Source organism: uncultured Roseobacter sp. (assembly GCF_947492555.1).
GTDB lineage: Bacteria > Pseudomonadota > Alphaproteobacteria > Rhodobacterales > Rhodobacteraceae > Roseobacter.
Genome location: NZ_CANLNE010000002.1, coordinates 1103797 through 1121518, shown reverse-complemented (window position 1 = coordinate 1121518; position 17722 = coordinate 1103797). Strand labels below are relative to the sequence as shown.

The following is a 17722-nucleotide window of genomic DNA, read 5'->3' as shown; positions in this document are numbered from 1 at the left end:
GTACTTGAGATGCTTTTTCCCAAACGACAGCGATTTGCTGCGGCAGGCAATGGGTGGGAGCGCCCAGCCTCGCCAACCCTTTCATCTGTGAGGCCGCGCAGCCAGTCACAGTCAAGATTTGGCGGCGCAACTCTGCGTAAAAGCAAAAGGTCAGGTTCAGTAAAATGGTAGTGTGTACAACGCTGACATCCGCATCACCGGCATCCGACAAGACAACGGATTTGTGTGACACCCTCTGGGACTTTGGAGTTAACATACGGGCATCGACGATCTTGGTCCGTCGCATAGGGGATGAGCACTTATGGATCAGTAATCCGGAGCGCGCCAGGCAGGGATTTGTTCCGGCGGCGACATCGGATATCCCGCATACTCTTGTCGCCTTGGAAACTGGGATAGCCGCACCTGATACGGCTGTTTCATGGGATGGCGTCACAGGGTTTGCCGACGCCTGGAACAGGGATCAGACCCTGACAGCAGCATTCAAGAGTTCTTCGGTCCGGGTGTATCAGGACATCGTTAGATCAGTTGGCCATGCAGAAATGACGTGGTGGTTGAGAGAACTGAGTTACGGGAACCAGATGACCGGAGCCCCCTCGGACCTGACAACCTACTGGTTGCGTGGTCCGCTGGAAATCTCAGCCCTTGAGCAGATCGCATTCCTGTCACGGCTTGTTTCGGGCGACCTCCCTTTGTCCCCGCGCACGTTCGCACAAGCCAAGGAGGTTATGCTCGCAGAGAGCAGACCTGGCTGCAAAGTCTTTGCCAAAACAGGGTGGGGTCTGCGCGGCAGGGTTCCTGATATCGGTTGGTGCGTCGGCTGGGTGGAACGGGACAGACCCAAAACTGAAACCTACGTCTTCGCGTTCAACCTGGACATGATCAGTCAGACAGATTGGCGCAAGCGGGAAGAGACTGTGCAACACGTCCTGACAAAGATTGGGGCCCTTCCAAAAAACTCGTGGCGCTAGCCAGTCAGCGGCACGTCAGACATCCAACAAAAATCATCAAAACACATCATTGGAACACCACTATGAAAAACAGCAAGATGCTGATTGCACAGGTATGTGCCGTCTTTGGTTTCACCTCGGCAGCAATGGCGGAGGGCAATTGGACCATCGGTTTTGGCCTCGGCACGGAAACGGAATTGTATCGAGACGATGACACCAGTCTCAGCGGATTTCCCTTTATCGCCTATGATACGGAGACGTTTCACATCGGATTTGACGGCCTGGCCTACAAGGTGGTCAATACCAGCAGATTTGGCTTCAATCTGAACCTTAGCCCGCGGGGAGGACCGGATTTCCCAGATACAGCTCTCTTTCAAGGGCTGGATCGCGATACGGCAATCGAAATCGGGTTTTCGGCCCGCCAAACCTTTGCAAATGATGTATACGTGCAGGCAGCGTTTCTGCACGATGTGTCATCAGCCCATGAGGGCTACGAAGCGCAAGCGCACCTCGGCACAAGCTTCTCTTCAGGATCGGTCAATTTCGATGCTTCCGTGGGCGTGAGATACCGCAACGACGACATGAATGCCTACCTCGTCGGCGTGTCCGGCGCCGAAGCCAACGGGTCACGCAGTGCCTACGCGCCTGGATCGACGCTGAGCCCCCTCGCCCAGTTTTCGGCAACCGTTCCGGTCTCGGATCGGGCGGCAGTCGTCGGCTCGCTGTCATATGAAAGATTTGGCGGTTCGTATGACAACAGCCCGTTGACGAAGAAGGGCAGCCAGGCGTCGGCAGGCGTCGCGATCATCTACAAGTTCTGACGTCAATGGCGCGGGGTGGCATGGCTTGCACGGCTGCCTCGTGCCGTTTCATACTCCTTGGAGCGGTAAAGGCCCCTCCCCTCTGCCCCTTTGCGTGAGCCGAGCCCGGTTTGCGAAGGCCCGCATCATGCTCGATCAAGTCTTTCGCCATGGGGGTTCGGCCGGTTGGCTGTACTAACCGCGCACAACCGGCCGACATCGATCAAGACGTCACGGGATCGCCAGCCTGTTCACAATACGCACCCGAGCGAACAGCGCCGTAGGCGATCAGCGAATAGCCAAGCAGTTCAAGACCTTCCTGCACAACCGTTTTGAAGGAGGTGTCGTATCCCTCGCCCATAACCGGTTGCCACAGCGAGCCTGTTCCAAAAAGGCGACTGAACACCAGCAACACCAGGAGACCAATGAAGATGAAGGTCGTTTCGCGAGTTTCGAAGTGATGCATAAACGGCTCTTTAATGCTGTCTCTCCAGAAATAGGCTGAAAAGCCGCCAAGCAGTGCAACGACCGCTACAGGAATAATCCAGAAGCCATGCTGAACATGATCGAGCATCCCATCGTTCTCTCTAATGAACATGCAGGCGAACAGTGTCGCACCGATAACCAGATACCCGCGTGATCTGGTCTCCCGCCGAGCGCGCATCGCGAAAACAAGCGCTGAAAAGATGACAAGCGCGCCTTGAAAAAACTCTGTCACGGAGTTCTCAGGCAGGGTGTTTCCCAGTAGCCTCACGTCGATCTGGATAACGAGGACAACTGCGACGACCAGCGCCACCGGCGCAAGGAACTCCGTTAGCAGGAAAAAGGGCGACCGCGTTTCGATGCTTTCACTAGCGTTGAACGTGGTGGGGACCGACGTGTTGATTGTATTCACTTCTACTGCTCCGGTTCTTATGATTTGCTTGAGTTCGGACACCCGAACCGGAGAAAGTATTCGCACTCATAAGGAATGCAGTCGTCCGCCCGTGTCGGTAAAAACAATTCGCGAACGCCCCACAGACGGCAGCAATTCTGACGGAAAACACCGACAAGAGGAGCGCTGTAATCCTGCCTTGCAGCCACTGTGACCGACGCCGCCTGGTTCTTGCCTGTACGCGAAAACCATTTACAGGGTGAGCAGCGCCCATACGACCGATATGAAGCTTTTACCTGTTAGAGGTCCAACGCATGTCCAGTGAAGAGTTACTCTATTTCGGCTTTTGCAGCTTCCTGCTGGGAGTGTCGCTCTTTTGCGCGAACGTTCTGCTTTTGAAAAAACAGCACCGACAGATCTATTGGCCGCTTGGCTTGTTCTTTGTCGCCGAAGCCGCATCCTCCGCTCCAACAATTCTGAATACAATCGGGACAGGGCATGGCTTCGATGGTCTGATCAAATTCCTGCTTCCGCTCAACTTGCCGTTTTCGATGATGTTGGCCCCCTTGTTCTGGCTCTATGTGCGTGGGCTCACAACCGAAGGCAGCTTTTCCGATCTCAGGTACAAGGTTTTGCATGCCATACCCGCCATCTACGGTGTATGCGTCGCGGTCTTGTTCCTGATCCTGCCAAACAGTGTCTACGAAGCATTGGAGGCCGAGGAGACGACGGATCATGCCCTGGTCCCGGTGATCATCTTTGCGATATGGGCGCTTACGATCCTCTTTTATTGCCAGGTTGGCTTTTATCTTGTCCTGATTATCCGGTTGCTCACCTCTTACAACACACGCCTGAAAGACCTGTTTTCGAGCACAGAGCACAGGGAACTCTATTGGGTCTGGTGGATCAGCATCGTTTGTGCCTGCTTCCTGATTTTCAATGTAGCAAACGTCATCGTGCAACTGTTCGGCGTACATCTTTTGCCGACCAGTGTTCTGGAGCAACCGCTTGTCGACGTGTTGGTCAATACTGCCGTTATCTGGGTTCTGGCGCTTTGGGGGTTCCGGCAAAAACCCGGTCTGGTCCGCGAAACCACATCCGATACACGCGATGAACAACCATCGGTCGTACTTGGGCAAAAATACGAACGATCCGCCCTTTCCGACGAACAGGCGCAGCGACTGGCCCGCAAGATCAGAGCGGCAATGCAGAATAGCCTGTTGTACCGCGACCCCAATCTGTCTCTTTGGGACCTGTCCAAGCACATCGGGGTTACGTCGAATTATCTTTCGCAGACATTGAACGAAACCATCGGCAGTAATTTCTTTGACTATGTGAACCGTTGGCGCATCGAAGACGCCGTCGAGCGAATAGAGAATTCCGAAGAGACCGTTCTGGCCATAGCCTATGATGTCGGCTTCAACTCGAAATCGTCTTTCTACAAGGCATTCAAGAAACAGGTGGGTATGACACCGTCGGCCTTGAGACGTTCGCGGACCAGCAACGAAAATGTCGCGGTAAAGATCACATAGGGACACGGGTTGGCATTGTAGGCGACCGGACAGGTATTTCACCCAATCAAGACGGGGCATGCTGCGGGTTAATGCCACCGGATATTGAGCGACTGCGGCGGGTGTCCGACCCGCCACATTCTTGAAGCCGAGGCAAGAGATTGTGTGCAGTTGCAGCTCCATCTTAAATCGTTCCTTTACGCTCCGGTCTCTTCGAATACGTTCAGGCGTCCGATCGTTTCGCCAAGGTCGGGGGCCGTTGATGAAATTCTCAGCACGCGCGGTAGTTGAAAAGTCCTTGCTGGGTTTGACCTCCACGGTGGCCTGTATCCGATCACCGGAAAGCTCAAAATCGTAGATCGGGGTGTCCGGATCGCCTGTTGGCTCTTCAATCGCGCCCCCACACAGACCGGCGACGCCGGTCTGGATAGGTCCGATACGAATATCCTGACAATTAAACGCTCTACACCGTGCAGCGCTCAGATGTTACGATGATGGACTGGATGAAAGGGAACGCCGCAAAGGAGAAGGAATACTTCCATGAGACAACTATTTTTGGCCGCATTGACTTGTGTTCTGACAACACAACCCGCGTTTGCCACCGGAGATGTCTACTGTACCGCTGTGGATGGATCAGACGCGACATTCGGTTATGGGTTTGGCCGTGTTCCGGGTCTCGCGATTATCAGCGCGACGATTTCGGTGGGGGGACAAGAATGGAGTATGGTTGAAGAGAAGGATGCTATCCCGATCAGAGTTGCACAAGGTGCGCATGACGGGCCACATACAATCATCGATTTCACAGATCTGGAGTATAGTGAGATCATTGCCTCAGTGCGCATCATCTCGGCAGTTGTGGGGGACGACTATCGCGCTGTCGGTCTGTTGCGGGTCCCCAATGTCGGCGTCTTTGGCATGACATGTGAGTGACGAGGCGCGGAGCCGGAAGGAAGGCGAAAGGCGGTTCAGTCCGCTGCCCCCCCAAAGGCCACCTCAGGTCAATGTCTGCTTCGGGCTGGCACCCGTCAACCGACCTAAACCGTGAGATTACCGCAGAGAGCCCAACCTATGAATTCGGTTTTCGCGCTGCGTGCGCTCGCAGCTTCAAAAATACTGCACGAGCAAAAAATCTGATGCCACCTGTGATGGAAAAGCCGCCATTCGTCCACCGATCAAGCTGGGGCAAATTCACAGGTTGCGCACAAACCGAGCTTTCGTTGCGTTTTTTGTTAAGGTCCGCTTTGCGCGGTTTGCGACAGCGGCAAAAAGTACCTCTACGGTAAGAGCGGCGCGACAATCCAATCCGGAGGTGGCAAACAAGTCGCCCTATTCTGCGCAATCATACCGTACAAGGCCGGTGCGATCCGGATGCGGACATCCAGGAATTCGACCGGCTATCTTTCCGCAAGCAATCCAAAAGTGACAGTGTCCAGATAGTCGTCGATCAGTTTGTCAGCGTCTAAGGTTTGCAGGTCGTCAAATAGGATATTCCAAACGCTGGTGTAAATCGGAGCGCCTACAAAGACGAGCGGATCGATGTCCTTCACGGTCTCACGGAACTCACCGGTCTTCACGCCATGATCCAACGTGGCTTTTATGTGTTCGGTACCCAGTTGGACAACTTTCTCGTAGTAAAATCTGACAACGGGCTGATGTTGGCGACCGCCTGAAATCATGTGTCGGAGAAGAATTGCCATTTCGGGTGAGGCCATACGCCTGGCGGCAATCCGCATCTGTCGCGCCAGACGCTCCCGCGCGGAACCAACATCGGCGTCTGCTGCGTCGCCGATCTTCTGAAGCGCAGGTAGGATGGTGGACACGATGACACCCTCCATCAGATCGGCCTTGGTGTCAAAATACAGATACAATGTGCCCTTTGCGACACCGGCTTCGTCGGCGATGTCTGCCATCTTCGCTGCTTCAAAACCGTCTCGATCAAAGATCTTAAGCGCGGCGTGAACAATGTCATCGTGCCGCCTTTGCTGTGACCGCGTCAAAGCCTTGGTTACTTTAGGCAGTTCTTCCAGTTCCGTTCTCCCCCGGCTCAGCATTCGCGTCAGAAAGAGATGCACAATCCACTGCGTCTCGGCAAGCGTTGACACTTGATGACCCATCGGTCAATTAATGACCAATTGGTCATTTTATGACTCGAAGGTCACTGAGCCTCCAACGGATACCCCCGTGCCGACCTCTGAACGGAGCCGTGCACAAAAAGACGGACGCCATCAATGCGCATTTTTTTACTCGTTTCGGTTTTGATGGCCCTTGGCGCCTGCAAAGAAGAAGAACAAGCGGGAGCACCGCCAATTCGCGGACTAAAGACGCACCTGGTTGCAGATTCAAAGGACTCCACCGTGCGCCGCTTCCCGGCTGTTCTCGAACCCACCTCCCTGAATACGCTATCCTTTGAAGTGGCCGGGAAACTCGAAAGCGTCACACTTGAGGTCGGCCAACGCGTCGCGCAAGGTGAGGTGCTGTTGAACCTCGATACGACTGCGTTCCAGATTCAGTTGGACAATGCCGAAGCCGGAATCAGGGAGGCCGAAGCCGCGCGGAACAATGCAGCCGACAATCTGGCGCGACAGGAGAAACTGTTTGAACAGGGAACGACGACAAAGGTTGTTCTCGACAACGCACGAACCGAAGCCGTTGCGAGCGAGGCGCGTTTAGAACAGGCCACGAAGGCAAGGGACAGTGCCCGCGAGACTTTGGAAAAGACATCCATCGCCTCCCCGGTGGATGGGATCATCAATTCGGTAGAGGCCGTGAGTTTCAGCACGGTATCGCCGGGTGTTCCCATGGTCTCGCTCTATTCTCCGGACGCGTTCGAAATCTCTTTCAGCGTCAATTTCGACACCGCATCCCAGTTGGTGGTCGGCACTCCTGCTTCTGTGCGCTTGGCTGACCTGCCTTCTGTAGCACTAGAGGCTGTCGTCAGTGAATTGGGCGCACGTGCTGATGCGGTATCCAGCTTCCCGGTCGTCTTGAGCTTGAAAGAGACAGACCCGGTCCTGAAGGCGGGTATGGCGGTTGAGGCCTCCATCGAGCTTCCGCTGCCCGCTGATCGCGGGTTCACTCTGCCGCTGAGCGCGATCCTCAAGAAAGGACAGATCGGCGTGCAGTCCGATCGCCCGGACGGTCCGGGGATCGCCCGGGTCTATGTCTATGATCCTGAGACTGAAACGGTCGCCGAACGTGAAATAGGTATCGGGGGCATCCGCGAAAACGCAGTTATCGTTGTTGAGGGGCTGGAGCCTGGTGATCTTGTCGCGTCGGCAGGTGTGTCCTTCCTTCGTGAGGGCATGCAGGTCAAGCTTCTGGATAGCAGCGAGTAGACATGGAGCAGTTGACGCGTTTCGGGCTCGAAAAGTCCCGCCTCACCATTCTTGTCATGATCGGCCTGCTGCTGATGGGGACCCTGACGTATATCGGGATCCCCAAGCGGGAGAACCCAGCCATCACTGTGCGCACGGCCATTGTCGCAGCCGAATTTCCCGGCATGGCGCCCGAACGTGTCGAGGACCTCATCGCCGTTCCTCTGGAGCGTGCCGCGCGCGAGATAGGAGAAGTTGAAGATATCGAAACCCGCGTCCTGACCGGAGCAGCCGTTCTGAAGCTGCATATCTATGATGCCGTGCCCGAAGACATGCTGGAGCAGGTTTTTCAGGATATTCGCAATAAGATGGGCGACAGCGCCGGAGAATTGCCCCAAGGCACGCTTGGCCCCTTGGTGAACACGAACTTCGGCGATGTGGCCATCGCAACGATTGCTGTGACGGGTGAAGATTTCACCTACGCCGAGATTTTTGACGCAGCCGACGACCTGCGCACCGGGCTCTACACGGTAGACGGCGTGACCAAAGTATCGATCTACGGCGAACAGGAAGAGCGGATCTGGCTGGAGATTGACACGCGCCGTCTGGCTGCCGTCGGTGTTCAGTTGGAACGTGTTCTCGGGGACTTGCAGGCACAGAACGTCATCTTGCCCGCGGGCGAGTTGAATTCAGCGGGCACCAACATCACGATGGAGGCGAACGGTGATCTCAGAACCATCGACGAGATTGAAGATGTTCTGACCAAGGTCCCAGGCCTCAACGGGTTCGTGCGGCTCAAGGATATCATGACTGTGCGGCGGGGCTTTGTGGACCCGCCAGAAAAGCCGGTCTACTTCAACACCCAGCCTGCTTTGATGGTCACGGTCGAGATGGCGAACGACCGCGACATCCAGCAGCTCGGGCGTGTCCTGAAAAAACGCATCACCGAGCTTGAGGGACAGCAACCAATTGGCATCAGCTACAATGTTTCGACCTTTCAGGAGACAAATGTCACGGTGGCAGTAAACGCCGCACTCTCCAATGTAGGGCAGACCTTTACGGTCGTTTTTGCGGTGATGATGATCTTTCTTGGACTCCGGCCCGCGCTTATTATTGCCAGCATCGTGCCCTTCACCGTGATGTTCGCGCTGTTGGTCATGATCAACATGGGCATCGATATTCAACAGGTCTCCATCGCGGCGGTGATCATCTCCCTTGGGCTGTTGGTCGACAATGGTCTGGTGGTCGTTGAAGACATACAGACAAAAGTTGACAAGGGGATGACGCCCCATGATGCGGCCATTGCCTCTTGCGGGCAGTTCTTCATTCCATTGGCAGTTGCCTCACTGACCACCATCGCAGCCTTCATTCCGATGTTGATCCTTGACGGCACCGAGGGTCAGTTTGCCTTCGCCATGGGATCGGTGGTGGCCTCGATGCTGACGGGCTCGTGGCTCGTGGCGCATTACATCTTGCCCTTCCTCGCGGCACGTCTGGTAACGCCAAAGAAGAAAAAGCAGAAAAATGCCGAGGCTGAAGGGGTCATGGTCCGCGTCTATGGCACGGTCACGCGCAGGTTGCTGCCCTTTGGCCTGCCTATCATTGTCGTCTGCTATGGGCTGGTTTTCGGCGCCGCAACAGTGTTTTCGCAACTGAAAGCCGAACTGTTCCCGCTGAGCCAGCGGTCCGATTTCCTCGTCTACCTCGACATGCCCAAGGGGACCGCGATTGAGGAAACACGGGCGCAGGCGCTTGCTGTTGAACAATGGCTGCTGGACACAACGGCTAACCCCGAGATCAGGGACACCACGATCTATGTCGGTGATGGTGGTCCGCGTTTCTATCTGGGCTTGGACCCGGCAGAAGCAGATCCTGCAAGCGCCTTCTTTGTGGTGAACACTGAAAGCCCCGAAGGTGCGGTCGCAATGGAAAAACGCGCCCGGCGCTACATTGCCGAGAATTTCCCAGCTGCACGGGCGCGGCTGACGCGGCTATCCATGGGTGGCAACGAGTCCGGTATTGTTGAGATCGAGATCACCGGACCTGATGCGGAGGTGCTTTTGGCTGCGGCAGAAAAGGTGAAGGCGGGATTTTCAGGCGTGCCCAACCTTGTTCGAAACGAGGATGATTGGGGCAACAAAACCGTCAAGATCATCATTGATGTCGCGCAGGACAAGGCGCGCGAACTCGGGATCACCTCGCAGGATATCTCGCGCGTGATGGATACGTTTTTTAACGGCTCGACCTATTCGACTTTCCGCGAAGGGACTGACGCGATCCCCATTGTGGCGCGGGCGCAAAGCTCTTTCCGCGACAGCTTGGAAGATCTCGCTAATCTTTCAGTACCTGCCAACGGCGGGCTGATCTCGCTGAACCAAGTCGCGGAATTCCGACCCAAGCTGGAATACGCGCAAATCCGTCGAGAGAACCAGGAGCGCATGATCACCATTTCGGGCAAAAGCGAAACGCTCGGCGCCACACAGGTCGAAGACATCCTTGCGCCAACACTTGCATCGCTCGACCTATCACAGGACTACAAAGTGACGATTGCAGGTGAAAGCGAACAAGGCGCGGAAATTCGCGGAAAACTTGCCGCCGGTGTTCCGTTTGCGTTGGCCGTCATGCTGGCCGCGCTGACCTTCCAGTTCAACTCAGCCCGTCGTGTGACCCTGACTTTCATGACAATCCCGCTCATCGTCGTGGGCGCACCGCTGGCACTGTCCGTTGCCGGAAGGCCGCTGTCGTTCTTCGCCATCCTGGGTCTGTTGTCCCTAATGGGTATCATCATCAACAACGCTATCGTGTTGATCGACCAGATCGACATCGAAAAACGGACCCACAGCCTCGACGACGCCATCGTGATTGCTGCCAAGAAGCGTGTAACGCCCGTAATGCTCGCCTCCCTGACCACAGTTCTCGGGCTGGTGCCCATGGCTTTGAACGGCGGGTCCTTGTTCGAGCCGATGGCGACACTCATGCTGGGCGGGCTTCTCCTTGCGTCGCCCCTAACCCTCTTCTTCGTGCCGCCAGTCTATCGCTTGTTATTCAGGCGCGAGCTGCAGAAGCGTCCAACGCAACCACAACCATCAACCTAACCGATGCGCTTATGTCGTGTACTTTCCGGCACATTGCCCGTCGAGGATCAGATTTTTGCAGCAAGTTCTGGCAATCGCTGAAATTCCTTTGCGCGCCTAAGGAGAGTTTCAACTGGTCTCGCAGCCCGCCTAGGATTGCCACGTACGGCAGAAAAAAAAGCATCCTTGGCGTGTGTTAGATACCATACTTCCGAGCAATGATCTTTCAGTACGGATGCTAAGCGATCAAAAACTTCCTCAGAAGCTCTTAGTTTTACTGCCCGATCAAGACGTTCGAACTCAATGTCCATCTTGCTGGCAAGATCACGTTCTCCCGAAAGTGCCTGCGTAAGCTCGGTTACGACTTCATTCGATTTCTTGGTGAGTGCCCCTAATGAGGTACGAGCACGCTCGATAAGTAGTCGGAAGTCGCGATCATGTCGCTTCATCCACTCATCGTCGCCGGAGAGTTGCGAACCTTGCCAATACTCCATTTCGGCGAGCGCGCAATGGATGTCGGAAAATGCCAACAACATGCCTTCGATTGCGCCGTCTGCGGCCGTGGCAACGGTCGTATCGCCCTTTATTTGGTCGACATTCAATAATGGGATTGAAAACCTTTTGTAGTCCAGCCGAGGCGGATCGCTCCAAAAGTACTGGATTCCTTTGCCGACAGCGAACATCCCGGCGCCGAGCAAAGCGACAACAAATCCCTCAAATGCTAGTGCACCTCCCCCGACCATCCCACTGATAGATGCGGCAAGGCCAATACCTGTCGGACCGGTCGAGATTAAGCTAACACCAACGCCCAATACGGAAATGCCGATACCCAAAATCGCAAGTCCGACTCCCAAGACGATCCCACCCCAGTCCTGAAGCTCATTTCCGAGGTCTTGCATTGAAAAGGCGCCGGAACTTCCCAAGAATCCGCCGGGACCCGGTTGGGTGACTGCAGGTTCACCATCTATGAGGGAAATTGGTGCAAATTCGATATCTTCGGGCGCGGAGGGTCCGGAGTACACTGGCAGCCCCATCGAAGTGAGCGCAAACAGGCTTGTACCGCCAAGGATTACGCTTCTACGACCTCTCAAATCGAAGTTCCGAGTCATTCTTGATCCATTCATAAAGCATATACTCTGAGATTTGAGTCAGAGCTTACCATACAGCCCGGGTCGGACCTCCCAGCCTCTTCGGAATTCCGAAGTCTTTGCTATGTTGGATTCCGAATTGTACTCATGGTAGTCTAACAAGGGTATGAAAGCCGCTGATCTCTTGCGTGAAATTTCTGCAGAGCAGGAAACGCTCGAAGAGTGCCTGTTCGAGCTGCGAGACCGCATGCGGCTAGGATGTACACACATCCTCATCTATGGATTTTTCGCTAGCTTAAAGGCGCGAAGCCGGAACGATTGCGTTATGTCTTCAACCGGGGGACCAGGACTCCTCAAGGCATTTCAAGCTATGGGCGGATCGGCATCGGATGTAATTGCAACCAACCTGGAGAATTTTACAGAAGTTAAGTCCTATGACATGCTGGCGATCAGCAAAGTCATGCACAAGCGGGGAGACTCTCGTCGAAGTTTCGGAGACCTGCTAATCTCGGCAGGTGCACGCATAGGCTGGATCTGTCCAGTTAATACTCGCGAATTAGTGGGCTATGCCGCCCTAAATCATTTCGTTGGTGCTGACACACCGAGATCCGTGATGCACAATGGTTTTCTACAAGAGCTTGCTTCAGGTTTTCATGCTGAGATGATCAAAGGAGGGCAACTGGCAAAAGAACTCAGCCTTACATCAAAAGAAATAGAGGCACTCACGTTGGTTGCGGGCGGCAAAACAGCGGCTGAGATTTCACTGCTAATCGACCTATCACAACGTGCGGTTGAAATGCGCTTGCAGTCTGCGCGCACCAAATTGCGCTCTCGAACTTCAGCTGAGGCGATCTTCAAAGCAATGGCATACGGAGCGATACCCAAACACTGAAGCCTTTCGGGATATCCCTGAGTAGTGAGGTATCCCATTTGGGTCAGTTTGCAATTTATCCTGTTTGGAATGCCAAATCATGTCATCAACTTTGCCATCGCCCCAATGCGGCGGGTAGTTGTCACGCAGGTCTTCGGCGAACTCGGCCGTGAGCAAAGCCCCCTCGGTGCTTTGTGTGAGCACGACGGAATCCGGTGATGGCGGTGTTGTCAGGATGGCAACAGATAGACGCGAAGGACAAAGCCGCTAGCGAGCATGGCAGTGTGCGCGCCGGCCAGGAACAGGATACGTTTCACGATTGGGTGTTCCTTCATGTTGTTGGACAAATTGCTCAGAGAGTTTCGAGAATCCGCACGATTGAATGGAAAGACGATGGACGCTTGGCGCGCTTAGCATGAAAGGGTAAGAGGTGAGCAATCCATCTTTCTGCACACCGGCATCCCCGGGTGCACAGAACATTTGCGATTGCAGCGCGCCGATCCCGGCGACATCAACGCTTACTCCAGCACCGAAGGCCAGTTCGCATCTGCCGAAGAAATTCGTCCGGGAATATCCCGCTCCCATCGACGTTGGATGCGACGCGAATAGTTCAAATAGAGCTTGCCATCAACGATTTTCCACGCGGTCGGGGTGGTTGATGCAGTATAGCCTTCGCTGATCGCATAGGCGCAGTATCCGCCGTATTGCGGCGCGTAGGAGTCCGGGTTGGCCGCAAAAGCTGCGCGGTTCTCCTCAGTCGAAAACTGCCAGGTGACACCCTTCCACACATGCGTCAGCGTTGGCTTGCCAGCAACCGGGCGGCCTTCGGTGAAATATGCGACGGCGTCGGTGCCGTCGATGGCAATCCCATCGTTGGCATAGACAGCAGGTGTCGTCGCAAAAGCCGCCGACGAAAGAACTGTAAAGGCAGGCAGTGCCGCGGCAAAGGTCAAGAATGAACGTTTAGTAACATGCATAGAAAACTCCGGAATAATTGCTGAATTCAGATTATGATTTAGTGGACTCTTGTGCCGATACTACAGCCCAAACAAAGTTGTCATTTGAACGTTATCTGCATACTTGGTTTCAAGGCCGAGTCACTAGGATGGTTTGCTTCTGCGAGGTGCACTAGGCCGTTTCAGATGAATAGAATGCCAAGCAATATATGAACGTTAGGCATGAAAGCGATTACTTTAGGTAACTAGATAGTTGCCAGTTGGCCACTAGGTGTAATCTCATAGGAAAAGTATGGGGATTGCGCATGCTAGATACGGACAATTCTGAAAATCAGAAGTTCGATTTCGACCTGTTTCGAAGCCTTTACGAAGCCATCGCAGGGGAGTTTGGAGAAGTCTTCATTGAGCGGCTTGTCCGTGCTCTGAACGATACACTGGATGCGGAGTTTGTCGCGGTCACGCGTGGCGAAGGCGACCCTATCAACCGAGTACGAACCATTTTTGCATGGGACAACGGCGGGTTTCGGTCCGATGTTTCTTACAAGCTCGAGCACACTCCATGCGCAGCCGTCTTTCAAGGTAGAGAGGTGGTAATTCCGTGTGACCTTGCAGCCCTTTTTCCGGGTGAAGATGGCCTTGAGAGTTATGTTGGAGTACCTCTTAGATCTTCAGCTGGGCACGTGTCTGGCCACCTGATGGTGGTTTCAGCGACCAAGCTCGGAAACAGTGAAGCCGCCGCCTCCATCCTACGTGTTTTTGCGAAGCGTGCTGAAGTAGAGTTGCAGCGCATCGACTATGAAGACGAACGCCAGAGAATGATCGGCGATTTGCAGTTTCAAACTGATCGCCTCCAGACTCTGTATAGGGCTGCACATGATGCAAATCTTTTCAAGACGCGACTGGTTGGTCTGATTGCGCACGATCTACGCGGCCCGCTCAGCACAATATCCGCGCAAGCAGAACTAGCGCAGGCCTTTATGCTACGCGATACCCCTGACAGCACCGCAAAAACGATCCGGGCTTGCGAAAAGATCAACCGCAATGTCGAGCGGATGTCCGAACAGATCGACGCTACTTTGGATCGTGTGCGCTCCGAATGCAGGATGATGAAGCCAAAGATAAAGTCAGGCGATATTGTGGAGATTGCGCGTTCTGTACTGGAGGCGAACAAGTGTGACGCCAAGAAAAAGTCAATCTCATTGCTGTTTCGCGCACCGCAGTCTTTGCGCGCGGCATTTGACGAAGCCCTCTTGTTTTCGGCCATCGATAATCTCGTAACCAATGCGATCAAATATACGCACCCCGGTGGATCAGCGACGCTAGAGGTGCGGGTTGACCAGCGTGGTGAAACCATCCTGGAAGTTGCCGATACGGGACAGGGTCTGTCGCGCGAGGATTGCGCTCGTGCCTTCCAAGACTTCCAGACGCTTTCAGCTAAACCAACCGGAAGCGAGAGTAGCACCGGCATGGGGCTCGCCAGTGTCAAAGCCATTGCGGAGGCTCATGACGGACGCGTAGCTGTGACCAGCGAGGGGATTGGATGTGGCGCATCGTTCAGCATCGTTATTCCGGACCGCTTCCATTCTCTAACATAGACAAGGCGGAGCAGATGTTGACAAGAAAACTCCTGATTGCCACCCCGATACTGCTTTGTGGTTGTGCAGAAATTATTCACGAAACGAATACCAGCGAGACCCTCCAAGGTGGCTTTGAAAGTGGTGCGACGTTTCAAGTCAGAACCCGTCTACTTCAGGATGATGACGGAGAATATACAGAAACATCAGCCGTTTATCGGGGTCGTGCCAGGGAGTGTTTGCCGGACCATCCTACAGATTGTGCGGACAGAGCCCGCGAGCTTGTGCGAGAGCATCAAAGAAGTGGAAATTGATTGGTCCCGAACACAAGATGATTTTCTAGGCGCCAAACAAAATGATATAGCAATCGAGCGTGAAATCATATCCGTTCAAGACAATCACTTAACTTAGGAGAAAGCCTATCGGTTGCGCTGCTTTTACGCGGATTACACAGTGAAGCTGCGAAGGATTTGCAATCAAATTCCACAAATTGTAGTCGCTTAAACCTGATTATTCTCTTCAGACGTTGCAACAGTTACTAGGTGAGTGTTTGGGAACCATCTGTACGACAGTTCCCATACTTTCCGTTGTCCGTCTGGTTCAAAACGGATGAATTCGGGGCCAGTTTTCATCACCTGAGACGATATGTGCCGGAATGTCGGCCTGCCACAACTCCTGGGCACGTTGGTGCACTTGAACATAAAGCGTCCCATCGACAATCTGCCAGAAATTCGGATCACCCGGCGCTTTGTACCCCTGGCTCGCCGCCCAAGAGCAATAACCGTCATATGCAGGGGCATAGTTCGCCGGATTTTCAGCGAATTTATCCCGATTTTCAGTTGTAGCAAAATACCAGATTGCGCCGTTCCAGAAATGGTTGACGCGTGCCTCGCCGACTGTTGGTGTTCCTTCGTGAAAGGATACAGCATCATATCCACTCAAACCGACAGCGAGCTGATTTCCCGCCTGTGCCGGCAGTGTGAGAAGGGCAATGCCAACAACGAACGCCCATACCGCCAATAGTTTTTTCATGAGGTGATTTCTCCAATCTGTTTAGATGTCCGCACGTGCGGATAATCTAATTTCTATAACAACTTAGATGATAAGACACATCACAAGATCGATGGCTTTTGTCATGACTTTTGAAGATCTTTCGTGCGGTTGAAATACGCAGTTATGCGCGCTTCTATGACCTTTGGACATGATAATTCACCAGCCAAAAAAACTATTAGAAAGGCGGGTTTCGCCACTGGTGCTTCTTGCACAGGCGGACAAAAAAATCAGTGGCCGGCGCATGTTTCCGGCCGCGTCTCGTCACGATGGAGATCGTCCGATAGACCTGTGGATCTACAAGTGGCCGTGTGTGCATTTCGGGTCTCTGAGCGAGGCCTTCAGGCATGATTGCGCAACCAAGTCCAGCAACAACCATGGCCTGCACCCAAGATTCATGCTCAGTTTCGAAACGATCATCTGTATCAATGCCGCCCTCAAATCCAGCTGCGTGAAAGATATCCAAATACTCGCAATTTATTCGATTAAGATACTGTTCGCCTGAAAGTTCTGCGACCGGCACCTCATCCATTTCACGAAATCGGTGATTTCTCGGAAACGCGACGACATAGCGTTCTTGAAACAGCCGATGGGCTGAAAATTCGTCGGGAATAGTCGGTAAAGCGGTAATCGCGGCATCAAGTTCGCCATTGAGTAATTTATGGGCAACCTCCCGGCCAGGCCCGTCATGGATGATCAAATTGAGTTGCGGGGCGTTCGTCGCGAATACTTCGATCAGGCTGATAAGGCACGCGGGCGCAATTGTGCACATACACCCCAGATCAAGCTTCGCTTTCTGAAGCTTTGCAAAATCCAAGGCTTCTTCCTGCGCAATCTCGGTGAGGGCCAGGATATCTTCGAACCTTGGATGCACGATGCGACCCAATTCCGTCAGATGAGTCAGTCGGCCTTCTCGTCTGAACAACGGGCCACCAAGATTTTTCTCGAGTTTGTGAATCGCTCTCGTCATCGCAGGTTGGGTAATCCCACAGCGCTCGGCAGCACGGGTGAAGTTTAGTTCGCGGGACATCGCCATGAAGTACTTGATCTGATGCAATTCCATAGGTGCCCTCTTGGCTTCTTGCTTCCAGTCAGTGCTTGTATATGATCCCACAAATTCCGGAAGTAACATGCAGAATGTTTATTGAAGCCATAACCATCGCTGTCTGTATTCGGGATGTAAGATCGCGATTATGGTGGGAAAAAATCCAAATTTTATCGGGCAGAAGTGCATCTAATCACGCCCCAAGTTCTGCGTCAGACTAAGGTCATCATGGCCAGCTTTCGAAGCAGATTGGGAAAGTTTTTTCGGACTGGTTTCCGCCTGGACGTGTTTGGCCTTCTATACAGCGCCTTGATTCCCATGACCTTCGTGGGCATGGTCATGTGAAGCCGCTCAGCAGTGACCCCCTTCTGTCAAGCTAGGTTATCCCTCTCCAAATGACCGGTTCTCTCGCTGCGCGGCGGCACTAAAGCTGTCGCCTACGTAACATTTCTTTTGCTGGATGCGCACGCAGGGAAAATAGCAATAGCGGAATTGAGCTCTCTGCAGACATCGGATGCGGCGCGGCATCATTGGGGATCGGCTCAGATCGCATCGACGAGAACGGCCCATGGACTAAGCCGCTCGCACGGCAATGGCGCTTGTCGTGAGTGTTTCGAG

Annotated in this window: 14 protein-coding genes; 8 read left to right on the top strand and 6 right to left on the bottom strand. The window is 53.9% G+C overall.

Annotated elements, in window-relative coordinates:
- The first annotated feature begins 221 nt into the window (after positions 1 to 221).
- Together Q1A07_RS12540 and Q1A07_RS12535 are read left to right on the top strand one after the other, a co-directional pair.
- The gene (locus Q1A07_RS12540; protein ID WP_299781171.1) at positions 222 to 968 is read left to right on the top strand and encodes a penicillin-binding transpeptidase domain-containing protein; all 747 of its coding nucleotides are present in this window, start codon (positions 222 to 224) and stop codon (positions 966 to 968) included.
- Between the two features lie 62 nt (positions 969 to 1030).
- Positions 1031 to 1768, top strand: coding sequence for a MipA/OmpV family protein (locus Q1A07_RS12535; protein WP_299781169.1), 738 nt, complete (start codon positions 1031 to 1033; stop codon positions 1766 to 1768).
- Positions 1769 to 1970: 202 nt separating this feature from the next.
- On the opposite strand, the gene Q1A07_RS12530 is transcribed toward Q1A07_RS12535, so the two are convergent.
- Positions 1971 to 2642, bottom strand: coding sequence for a hypothetical protein (locus tag Q1A07_RS12530; RefSeq protein WP_299781167.1), 672 nt, complete (start codon positions 2640 to 2642; stop codon positions 1971 to 1973).
- A 293-nt stretch (positions 2643 to 2935) separates the two neighbouring features.
- Here Q1A07_RS12530 and Q1A07_RS12525 point away from each other — a divergent pair, with 293 nt between their 5' ends.
- On the top strand, positions 2936 to 4153 hold the full coding sequence (locus Q1A07_RS12525; protein ID WP_299781165.1) for an AraC family transcriptional regulator: 1218 nt from the start codon (positions 2936 to 2938) through the stop codon (positions 4151 to 4153).
- A 519-nt stretch (positions 4154 to 4672) separates the two neighbouring features.
- A complete protein-coding gene (locus Q1A07_RS12520) occupies positions 4673 to 5062 on the top strand; it encodes a hypothetical protein (protein WP_299781163.1) in 390 nt (129 codons plus the stop codon).
- 464 nt (positions 5063 to 5526) lie between these two features.
- On the opposite strand, the gene Q1A07_RS12515 is transcribed toward Q1A07_RS12520, so the two are convergent.
- Positions 5527 to 6234, bottom strand: coding sequence for a TetR/AcrR family transcriptional regulator (locus Q1A07_RS12515; RefSeq protein ID WP_299781162.1), 708 nt, complete (start codon positions 6232 to 6234; stop codon positions 5527 to 5529).
- Positions 6235 to 6360: 126 nt separating this feature from the next.
- Here Q1A07_RS12515 and Q1A07_RS12510 point away from each other — a divergent pair, with 126 nt between their 5' ends.
- Positions 6361 to 7467, top strand: a complete 1107-nt coding sequence (locus Q1A07_RS12510) for an efflux RND transporter periplasmic adaptor subunit (RefSeq protein ID WP_299781161.1) — start codon at positions 6361 to 6363, stop codon at positions 7465 to 7467.
- A gap of 2 nt (positions 7468 to 7469) precedes the next feature.
- Positions 7470 to 10541 carry an efflux RND transporter permease subunit gene (locus Q1A07_RS12505; protein ID WP_299781159.1) on the top strand — a complete coding sequence of 1024 codons (3072 nt, stop codon included), beginning with the start codon at positions 7470 to 7472 and terminating at the stop codon, positions 10539 to 10541.
- 47 nt (positions 10542 to 10588) lie between these two features.
- Here Q1A07_RS12505 and Q1A07_RS12500 read toward each other — a convergent pair whose 3' ends face one another.
- Positions 10589 to 11554, bottom strand: a complete 966-nt coding sequence (locus Q1A07_RS12500; RefSeq protein WP_299781157.1) for a hypothetical protein — start codon at positions 11552 to 11554, stop codon at positions 10589 to 10591.
- A gap of 220 nt (positions 11555 to 11774) precedes the next feature.
- Between Q1A07_RS12500 and Q1A07_RS12495 the strand changes: the two genes are divergently transcribed.
- On the top strand, positions 11775 to 12500 hold the full coding sequence (locus tag Q1A07_RS12495; protein ID WP_299781155.1) for a LuxR C-terminal-related transcriptional regulator: 726 nt from the start codon (positions 11775 to 11777) through the stop codon (positions 12498 to 12500).
- 497 nt (positions 12501 to 12997) lie between these two features.
- On the opposite strand, the gene Q1A07_RS12490 is transcribed toward Q1A07_RS12495, so the two are convergent.
- Complete coding sequence (locus Q1A07_RS12490) at positions 12998 to 13432, bottom strand: YHS domain-containing (seleno)protein (RefSeq protein ID WP_366944094.1); 435 nt, start codon at positions 13430 to 13432, stop codon at positions 12998 to 13000.
- A gap of 308 nt (positions 13433 to 13740) precedes the next feature.
- On the opposite strand from Q1A07_RS12490, the gene Q1A07_RS12485 reads away from it, so the two are divergent.
- Positions 13741 to 15030, top strand: a complete 1290-nt coding sequence (locus tag Q1A07_RS12485; protein WP_299781151.1) for a HAMP domain-containing sensor histidine kinase — start codon at positions 13741 to 13743, stop codon at positions 15028 to 15030.
- A 579-nt stretch (positions 15031 to 15609) separates the two neighbouring features.
- Here Q1A07_RS12485 and Q1A07_RS12480 read toward each other — a convergent pair.
- The gene (locus tag Q1A07_RS12480; RefSeq protein WP_299781149.1) at positions 15610 to 16041 is read right to left on the bottom strand and encodes a YHS domain-containing (seleno)protein; all 432 of its coding nucleotides are present in this window, start codon (positions 16039 to 16041) and stop codon (positions 15610 to 15612) included.
- A gap of 196 nt (positions 16042 to 16237) precedes the next feature.
- On the bottom strand, positions 16238 to 17122 hold the full coding sequence (locus Q1A07_RS12475; protein ID WP_299781147.1) for a LysR family transcriptional regulator: 885 nt from the start codon (positions 17120 to 17122) through the stop codon (positions 16238 to 16240).
- Between the last annotated feature and the right edge of the window lie 600 nt (positions 17123 to 17722).

Excerpts from the sequence above, each read along its gene's own strand:
- Q1A07_RS12535 (WP_299781169.1), top strand. The coding sequence starts at position 1,031 with ATGAAAAACAGCAAGATGCTGATTGCACAGGTATGTGCCGTCTTTGGT.
- Q1A07_RS12525 (WP_299781165.1), top strand. The coding sequence starts at position 2,936 with ATGTCCAGTGAAGAGTTACTCTATTTCGGCTTTTGCAGCTTCCTGCTG.
- Q1A07_RS12520 (WP_299781163.1), top strand. The coding sequence starts at position 4,673 with ATGAGACAACTATTTTTGGCCGCATTGACTTGTGTTCTGACAACACAA.
- Q1A07_RS12480 (WP_299781149.1), bottom strand. The coding sequence starts at position 16,041 with ATGAAAAAACTATTGGCGGTATGGGCGTTCGTTGTTGGCATTGCCCTT.
- Q1A07_RS12500 (WP_299781157.1), bottom strand. The coding sequence starts at position 11,554 with ATGGGGCTGCCAGTGTACTCCGGACCCTCCGCGCCCGAAGATATCGAA.
- Q1A07_RS12505 (WP_299781159.1), top strand. The coding sequence starts at position 7,470 with ATGGAGCAGTTGACGCGTTTCGGGCTCGAAAAGTCCCGCCTCACCATT.
- Q1A07_RS12495 (WP_299781155.1), top strand. The coding sequence starts at position 11,775 with ATGAAAGCCGCTGATCTCTTGCGTGAAATTTCTGCAGAGCAGGAAACG.
- Q1A07_RS12485 (WP_299781151.1), top strand. The coding sequence starts at position 13,741 with ATGCTAGATACGGACAATTCTGAAAATCAGAAGTTCGATTTCGACCTG.
- Q1A07_RS12475 (WP_299781147.1), bottom strand. The coding sequence starts at position 17,122 with ATGGAATTGCATCAGATCAAGTACTTCATGGCGATGTCCCGCGAACTA.
- Q1A07_RS12510 (WP_299781161.1), top strand. The coding sequence starts at position 6,361 with ATGCGCATTTTTTTACTCGTTTCGGTTTTGATGGCCCTTGGCGCCTGC.